Consider the following 8842-nt stretch of genomic DNA (forward strand, 5'->3'; position numbering starts at 1 on the left):
TTAGGTTCTGGGTTTTAGGTTTTAGGTTTTAGGTTTTAGGTTTTAGGTTTTAGGAATAGTATGACTAGATACTAGGTTGTTTGCACAAGCTCGCTACTCGTCACTCGAAACCTGTTGCCTGTTTACTTTCTTCTCATTCGCTTCTCTGTGGTCAAATAGGTTTTAGTAAAATTTTCACATAGAGGTTATGAGACGCTGCGCGGAAAGAGAAGGCTAAAGGTGCTAGGTTGTGTTCGCTGCTCGTGACTCGAAACCCGTAGCTCGTCGCTCGTAGCCTGCCTTATTTCGGTACGTTCAAAAGCCCTATTTGATCGGTGCTAATTAAGCCGCGATTAAATAGGACTCTTGTCCTGCATGTTTGTTGTTGCGTTTAAACGAGCCTTTGCCTTTTTTAGCTTTAACCACTTGCGGCTTAAATACTTTAGAGGTTACCAGTGCTGCTAATGCGTTGTGTTTGATCACGCCGCGGCCGGTGTCTACAGCGGATTTATTAACCGCTTTTGCTTTGCATTTTTTAGTCATATTATTTCCTATTCGTTAAAAATAAAAGAATCACTCGAAGGAGCAATGCGCCTTCGTTATGGATGGCGATTGTAGGCTTAATTTTCAAGCATGCAATCATTTTTAATGCTGTTTTAAATATATTTTAGCCATAAAAAAAGCGCCGTTTATAACGGCGCCTATTTAGCTTATAAAATTAAAAACTAAAACTTAATTTTGCATAGTAACTACGGCCATCAAAGCCATAGGGTACAGCACGCAATGGGTATTTAAATGCCCCATTAGAGATAGCATTTAATACTTCATCATCACCTAATTCATCCGGTGTTTCGTCAAATACGTTGTCTGCGCCAACCGATAACGCAAACATCTCGTTAATTTGATAACTTACATTTAAATCCACTAATACGGCTGATTCTACAGTACTCGTCGCTTTAAATGAGCCATCAGTAGCTAGCTCAATATGATCGTTAGCAAAATACTTCACATCGGTTTCGCCAAAGTAGTTAAAGCGGATCATTGAGCTGTACGAATCACGCTCATAATCAAAAGTAAGCGTTGCACGTTCACCCGGTTGTCCATCAGTTAAGAAGCTACTCTGAATATCATCAAGTGCCACATTTTTTGGAATACCTGGCGCTGCATTCACACTATCAATTTTAGTTTCGTTTAAGTTACCCGCAAACGTAGCAGAGAAATTACCGTCATATAAATCGGTGCGGTATGACGCAATAATGTCCACGCCTTGAGTGGTTGAGTTTACAGAGTTTGAAAAGTAATTCGCTTGCACTGCACCCGTTGCTTGCAGAGCAGCAACCGCCTCAGGACTAAACGCCACATCATCCGCCGACAACAAGCTACCTAATGTAATACGGTCTTCAATTTCTACTCGGTAAAAATCCACCGTTAATGATAAGTCACTGGTCACATCGTAAACAAAACCGGCACTGTAGTTAGTTGATGTTTCAAGCTTTAAAGTATCAACGCCTAAAGCTGCAGGAAATGCTGAACCTGTTGTCGCAGTAAACGACTGACTTAACGTGCCGTCAGACCCTAAATTAGTGGTAAAAGCAGTGTAACCACTTTGCTGTAATGATGGTGCTCTAAAACCCGTTGATAACGCACCACGTACCGCAAAGTCATCATTAAATTCATAACGTGTTGCTACTTTACCTATGATGTCGTCACCCGCATTAGAAAAATCTTCATAGCGAAGTGCGCCGCTCACATTCCATGCATCGTTTAACATGGTTTCTGCATCAACATACACCGCATAGCTATCACGGTCGCTCTTATTCGAGGCTTCAGGACGAAGGCCGTTATAAGCTTGAAAACCACATTGTGCAAATTGACTCGGATCGTTCACCGATGGGTATGAGGTATCCGTGTTGGCTGTTCCACATGCGTATGATGCTTCTTCACCGGGTACAATTTCATAGTTTTCTTTACGGTATTCAGCGCCAATTGAAACATAAACAGGCTCACTACGACCAATATCAACAATCCCGTTTATATCTGCATTAAAGGTTGTTTGATCAAACCTAAAACCACCCGAGTATCCCTCTGTTGGGCCAGCATTCGCGGCTATATCGGCATCGCTTGCATCCGGGTTATTAAATAAATACTCCGCCGCGTATGACGCATTTAAAGTATTGCGTGAGGTAAAATCGTATTGGTTTTCACCATAAACTGCAGAAATATCGTAGGTCCAATCAGGGTTAATTTCACCTTTAAAACCAACTGATACCGAAATATCTTGTGCTTCATTATCTATTTGCGGTAAAAAACCGTCGCTGTAAACTTGCGTTACGTTTTTAGACGCTTCATTAAAATTACGGTAAAAGCCGTTGCCTAGTGCAGTTCGCTCAGAGTAACCACCAAATGAGTAAAGCTCCCCCTCACCCATTGGCAACGCCATATTGTAAAATACCGAAGTGAATTCACTCTCTGCATTACCTTGTCCCCAACGTACTTCGTCCGATAAAGTACCTGGTGCAACATTAAGTGACCCACCCGTATCTCGCTCTGCGCGGTTAGTTTTATCTGCATCGCGGTACTCAAGCGATAAATTAATAAAACCGCCTTCATTACCTAATTCAAAACCACGATTTAAACCCGCAGAAATTGTTTCTCCATCACCTTCTGCCGTTTCGCCATATTGTACGTACCCGGTGGTTAAATCTGTTGAGTTATTAAGTGATAAGTTGATAACCCCTGCAATTGCATCTGAGCCATACTGCGCCGCCGCACCATCACGCAACACCTCAACCCCTTTTAAAGCAATAAGCGGGATCGCATTCATGTCAGTACCCGCAGAGCCGCCGCCCACAGTACTTGTTAAACCAAAAATAGATTGATTATGACGGCGCTTACCGTTGACTAAAACCAAGGTTTGATCTGGTTGTAAGCCGCGTAATGTAGCAGGGCGAAATAAATCAGAACCATCAGAAACCTGTGTTCGTGAGAAGTTAAATGACGGCGCCGTTGCCTGTAAGCTCTGTCCAAGCTCGGTAAAGCCGCCTTTGTTTAAATCATCTGCGTCAATTAAATCAATAGGTGATGACGACTCAGTGGCAGTTCGGTTTGAAACTCGCGATCCTAAAACAGATATTTGTTCGATATTTTTTTCAGCTTTAGCTGACGCTTCTTGTGCATTAACCATACTTGGCGCACTGAAGGCAAAAGCAACCGCTACAGCCAAGGTGTTTAAACGATATGTTGACATAATGATGACCCTGTTTTGTGTATTCTTATAATGTGTGTGGGGTATATTCGTATACCCCCTTGATAACATCCTAGCAACATACACAAACAAAAAGAAACAAAAAAATTGATAAAATTAGCATAAAAATGCAAACAACTTAAAAAACAGGAAAATAACACCTTTAAGAGCTTAAAATACAATCAAAGTAGCGATTTAATACCACCCCACCACAAGTTAATACAATGTTAAATATAAAGTTATATTTATAAGAACTAAAAACAACGTGGTTGTACGTTTTTTAAACCAAACTAGTGATAAAACGTACTTATGATGATCTTTTATGCAATTTATCATCAATTCGAACGCTACAACGGCCAAGGAATACCCAAAGGGCTTGCTAAAAACGATATTCCCATTGGGGCTATGGTGCTCAGCGTTGCTCGCGATTACTGGGAGCATTATGAGCAAATCGATCCATTATTAACTACAAAAATGCGTCATGAGGTGGCACTTAATAATATTAAGCTTGGTAGTGGCAGCTTATATCATCCAAAAATAGTAAAATCGCTTGAGGCAAGTCATGTACAGCTTATGGCCTCAGACACGTCTATTGGCTCAATTAAAGTAATTTGCGCTCAAGAACTTGAAGAGAGTATGACACTGGCAAACTCACTGCACAGCCATGCCGGCATCATGCTTTTACCCAAAGGGCATGTTTTCAATTCAAAATCGATTGTGAAACTACAGCAACTCGAAGCCAAAAAGCCGACTCCGTTTAGAATTATGGTTAAAACGGCTAAATGATTGATCTAAAATGCTCTTTTATTCGTTATACTAAGCCATAATAGTTACTTTCAAATATATTGCTTGAAGGAGCACACAGTGTCGCGATTTTCTGCCGTTACCGATAATCCCCACGACGGGCGTTTTAACCAAAAAACAGGTATTTTATTAACCAACTTAGGTAGCCCCGATGCCCCCACAGCAAGCGCGTTACGTGTTTACTTACGTGAGTTTTTGTCAGATCCGCGTATTGTAGAAATACCACGTATAGTGTGGATGATAATTCTCCATGGCATCATTTTGCGTATTCGCCCAAAACGCTCAGCTAAATTATATAAAAGTATATGGACCGAAAATGGCTCGCCGCTTACTCACATTACACGCCAGCAAAGCCTTAAATTAAATGCCTTATTAAAACACCATGGCTACACTAATACCGAAGTAGTTATGGCGATGCGCTACGGTAATCCATCAATCGAAGTGGGCCTTGAAGAGCTTAGAGACAAAGGTTTAACCCGTATTATTGTGCTGCCACTTTACCCGCAGTATTCAAGCCCAACCACAGGCTCCACATTTGATGCGGTTGCCAATGTATTAAAAAAATGGCGCTGGGTGCCAGAGCTGCACTTTGTAAATGGGTATCACAAAAACCCAACCTACCTAGAGTCACTCGCTAACAGCATTAGCGAAGATTTAGAAAAAAACGGAATGCCACAAAAAATGGTGTTTTCATACCACGGTATGCCTAAACAGTTTTTAGATAATGGCGACCCATATTACTGCCTATGCCAACAAACCACGCGTTTAGTGGTTGAAAAACTAGGGCTAGACAAAGATAAAGTGATCACTACTTTTCAAAGTCGCTTTGGTAAAGCTGAATGGTTAAAACCATACACAGATGCAACTCTTGAGAGCTTACCTAGCGAAGGAGTTAAAGATATCGCAATTATCAGCCCTGCATTTAGCGCCGACTGCCTTGAAACACTTGAAGAATTAGAAGGTGAAAACCGAGAAATTTTTGAAGAAGCTGGCGGCGAAAAATACCGATACATTGCAGCCCTAAATGATCGTGACGATCACATCGACGCCATGTTTGATGTGTTAAAGCCAATGCTTTAAAGGCAGCAAAGAGCAGGTGTTAGGGATCAGGTTTCAGGCAGAGACTAGCCAAGCGCGATGGTTGACGGTAGGTGGGAGTTTACCTCGCGCGCACAGTGCCAAACCCGTTGCTCGACACCCGAACCCCGCACCTAATAGCTTCCCTAAACCTAGCGCTTATGTGTCACTATTAATGTAATTGCTCCGGCAATTATTCCCCAACAGGCAGAGCCCACCGACCATAAAGTTAAATCTGAGGCCGTGACTAAAAAAGTAATAATGGCCGCTTCAGTATATTCAGCACTATGCAAAGACTGCTGCAAACTATTGGCAATAGTGCCAAACAAAGCAATACCCGCCAGCGCCAATACTAAGGCCTGTGGCAGGCTTGCCACAATTGCCACTAACATAGCCGCACATAACGCCATAATTATGTAAAACACGCCACCAGCAATACTTGCCCAATAACGCTTATCAGGGTCTTTATCGGCCTCTTCGCTCATACAAATAGCCGCTGTTATGGCTGCTAGATTAATAGAGTAGGTACCAAAGGGAGCCGTCACACAATTTATTAACCCGGTCACAGTTAATGACGATGATATAGGCGCCTTATAATTATGCGCTTTCAAAATAGCGAAACCGGGTAAGTTTTGTGAGGTCATAGTGACTATATATAAAGGAATACTTATACTTACAAATACCTGCAAACTAAAGCTTGGTGCAATATAAGTAAAACTACTGGCTTGCCAATGCACGGTACTGATATCGATATTGCCCATATACCACGCTAAAAATATACCCGCTAGCAACACACTTAGCATCGCAAAACGGGCAAAAAAGCGCTTACCAATAAAGTACACCACCACCATTAAACCAATAACTAATGGCATATCGTTCATAAAGTTAAACACATCAATGCCAAATGTGACTAATACCCCCGCTAACATGGCACAAGCCAGTTCACTGGGAATACGGTTCATGATTTTTTCAAACCACCCCGTTATTCCCGACACCAGCACCAATAAGGCTGAGAGCATAAATGCACCTATCGCTTCATGTAGGCTATAGCCTTGCGCGCTTGAAATTAGTAATGCAGCCCCAGTGGTAGACCATGCAATTAAAATAGGCACTTTATAATAAAACGACAACACAATAGAGGTACTGCCCATTACCAAGCCCAGCATTAATATCCAGCTTGCCACTAGTTCAGGTGTGCCACCTAAAGTGATCACCACTTGATAAATCAATGCTATTGAACTTGAAAAACCAATAATAACGGCAACAAGTCCCGCCATAGTGCGACTAAGTAACTGATCAGTCCCTGCCATAATTCCCTCATTAAGAAACCCTAATGCTACAACATACTTTGCCTATTTATACTTTGCAATTTTGAATAATTAATAATGAAAAATGATCACGTTACTAAAAAAAATTATTGGTCAGTTTTGTCTTTCAAAATCATTGCAATTTAAAAAACACATGCGTACCTAAAAACATGCCACAGGGTGCGTCATTACTACAAAAAACCACACTTATTAAATCAAAAATAAATACCTAAAAAAGGTAAAGCAAATACTTACAATGAGTTATAAAAACACCAATTAACACTTTATGGTTACAATTTAAATTTAACCTCATCCTATTTTCAATATAAAACCTAACAATTAGTTCACCAATTACCCTAAAAGAGAAACAGATGAAACGTTACATTGTTTTAATTATCGCTATTCCTTTGTCTGTATTTGCCATATATACGCTGCTTAATAATCAGAAAAAAGTCGATGAGGTAGAAGCGCCCATTGCTATTGATATCGCTCCTGTTGATTCTGAATTTGCAAAACAAACACGTAAGCCATTACCAATCGATATGAGTAAAGACCCTATAAAAACCGCCCCCTCAGAAGCAAAGTTAGCCGTTATTGAAAACTCATTTGACGCAATCAATAAACCTTCAACCAAGACCAAAGAAATACTTAAAGCGGCAAAAGTACTGCCTACCGATTTACAAAATGAAGCCTATATAGAATTTGATCTAGCAGCGCTTAAAACCCTTAAAGCAGGGGGATAATTTTGACCTCGCTCTACCGCAAACCGCAGAAACCTACAGCGCTGACATAACGAATGTTACCAATGCCAGTAACGGTGATAAAAGCATTGTTGGTCAAGTGATTGGCGCTAATGGAGCATTGCATACCACTATATTAACCGTTGGTAATGACGCGGTGTATGGTCAATTTACTGCCCCAAGTGGCAATTATGTTTTTGAAAGCAAAGGCCAATATGGCTGGATTGCAGCAAAACGCGACTTATATAAAAACCATATAGAACACCAAGTAGGTGAACCCGCACCAAAAAATACTGACGGTGAAGATCCGTTTGCGCCCAGTGATGAAGAATCACCCTCAATTTAATTTTTAACCTAAACCAAGATAACTCAGCAGTAACACTGCAATTACAAAGAAAGGAAATACGACTATGAAAAAAATAATATCAACAGCCGCTATTGCATCGGCATTATGTGCCGCAAGCACAGTGTCAGCAGAAACAATTGATATTGGTATTTTATATACCGACCAATCAGCTGCCGCTACCAGTAACATTAATACTAAAATTAATCAGCTTATTGCTTTTAGTAATCAAGTATATAGCCAAAATGGCGTTGATATAACACTGCGGTTAGTCGGTTCTCAAAACTTAGGCAACCATGCAATCACCCCTTCAGAAGATTGGCTTAACGCCGTGACAAATAGCAGCTATGTAGATGGCTTACGCAATGATTGGAAAGCCGACATGGTAGCCGTATTAGGCACAGGCCAAAGTGCAGGCAGCGGTTTAATCTCTTGTGGACTGGCATGGGTTGGTCAAGGTACGAATGGCAATTTATACAGCTCAATGAGCAACCGTATGTATTCAATAACAGCCGTTGATGTGGAGCAACAACGTTCGTACATGAACTAGGTCATAACCAAGGTTTAGCGCATTCTCGTAAGCAAGGCGATACAAGCGGTGGCGTATATGTTGATGGCATGGGCCACGGTGTACAAAATGAATTTGCCAGTATTATGGCCTACCCACATGTGTTTGGTAGTGCAACGCAGTACGACTATTTCTCAAACCCAAATTGGAGCGTAAACGGCATTCCATTTGGTGTGACTAACCAAGCATATGCTATTCGTACTGTAACCGATACAAAAACAAGTATTGCTAACTTTAAATAAGTAACGCAAATAGTAACTAAAGTGAGCCTACAGCCCACTTTTTAATTGTTTCCCCTTAGAGCGCATTTGCGCTCTTTTTTATTTAGTTTAAACATTAACAAAATTTAATGTTACGTCCACCTTTACAATATTTGGTAATAGGTACACTTACTCCATATTAATAACTAGGAGTAAGCTATGAATAATTCACTAATTAAAAGTACTGTTAAACTCATTTCTTTATCTGCAATTTCACTTGCGTTGTGTGCATGTGGCAGCAGCTCATCAAGTAATAAAACCAATGTCATTTCTGAGGTTAATAACTTTCCAAGCGTTATTATTGGCCAAGTATCTGAAGTTACAAGTAATGCAATTACCATAAACAGCCACACAGTGCCTGCAAGCTCTGCCGAGATGAACAACTCCCACTAAACGCTGCGCGTTTTGAAGGAGTTTCAAAAAGAAAGCCTAAGCTACCTTTTTAGGCTGGTTCCCAGCCTGAATACCTAACGCCCAGTTTAAGTTAACTTGCGCACTGGCTACATCGCGGGGCTTCTCA

General features: G+C 40.9%; 5 protein-coding genes and 3 pseudogenes. 5 read left to right on the forward strand and 3 right to left on the reverse strand.

All coding sequences use genetic code 11. The features are described from left to right. Nucleotides 1-321: 321 nt before the first annotated feature. Complete coding sequence (gene arfA / locus CWC14_RS17145; protein ID WP_008464937.1) at nt 322-522, reverse strand: alternative ribosome rescue factor ArfA; 201 nt, start codon at nt 520-522, stop codon at nt 322-324. A 175-nt stretch (nt 523-697) separates the two neighbouring features. Further along, a complete protein-coding gene (locus CWC14_RS17150; protein ID WP_138564102.1) occupies nt 698-3226 on the reverse strand; it encodes a TonB-dependent receptor plug domain-containing protein in 2529 nt (842 codons plus the stop codon). Between the two features lie 321 nt (nt 3227-3547). On the opposite strand from CWC14_RS17150, the pseudogene CWC14_RS17155 reads away from it, so the two are divergent. Further along, nucleotides 3548-4009, forward strand: a pseudogene (locus tag CWC14_RS17155) (HD domain-containing phosphohydrolase); the annotation flags it as partial. A 78-nt stretch (nt 4010-4087) separates the two neighbouring features. Then, a complete protein-coding gene (gene hemH, locus CWC14_RS17160; protein WP_138564104.1) occupies nt 4088-5107 on the forward strand; it encodes a ferrochelatase in 1020 nt (339 codons plus the stop codon). A 149-nt stretch (nt 5108-5256) separates the two neighbouring features. Here hemH and CWC14_RS17165 read toward each other — a convergent pair whose 3' ends face one another. After that, a complete protein-coding gene (locus CWC14_RS17165; RefSeq protein ID WP_138564106.1) occupies nt 5257-6414 on the reverse strand; it encodes a benzoate/H(+) symporter BenE family transporter in 1158 nt (385 codons plus the stop codon). A gap of 368 nt (nt 6415-6782) precedes the next feature. On the opposite strand from CWC14_RS17165, the pseudogene CWC14_RS17170 reads away from it, so the two are divergent. From CWC14_RS17170 to CWC14_RS17180, 3 genes and pseudogenes are all read left to right on the forward strand, one after another. Further along, nucleotides 6783-7497, forward strand: a pseudogene (locus tag CWC14_RS17170) (protease inhibitor BamI-like protein). Nucleotides 7498-7561: 64 nt separating this feature from the next. Beyond that, nucleotides 7562-8304 (forward strand): annotated as a pseudogene (locus tag CWC14_RS17175) (M12 family metallo-peptidase). Between the two features lie 177 nt (nt 8305-8481). Beyond that, nucleotides 8482-8715 carry a hypothetical protein gene (locus tag CWC14_RS17180; RefSeq protein ID WP_138564108.1) on the forward strand — a complete coding sequence of 78 codons (234 nt, stop codon included), beginning with the start codon at nt 8482-8484 and terminating at the stop codon, nt 8713-8715. Nucleotides 8716-8842 lie beyond the last annotated feature (127 nt).

Source organism: Pseudoalteromonas sp. S3260, assembly GCF_005886925.1.
Taxonomy (GTDB): domain Bacteria; phylum Pseudomonadota; class Gammaproteobacteria; order Enterobacterales; family Alteromonadaceae; genus Pseudoalteromonas; species Pseudoalteromonas tetraodonis.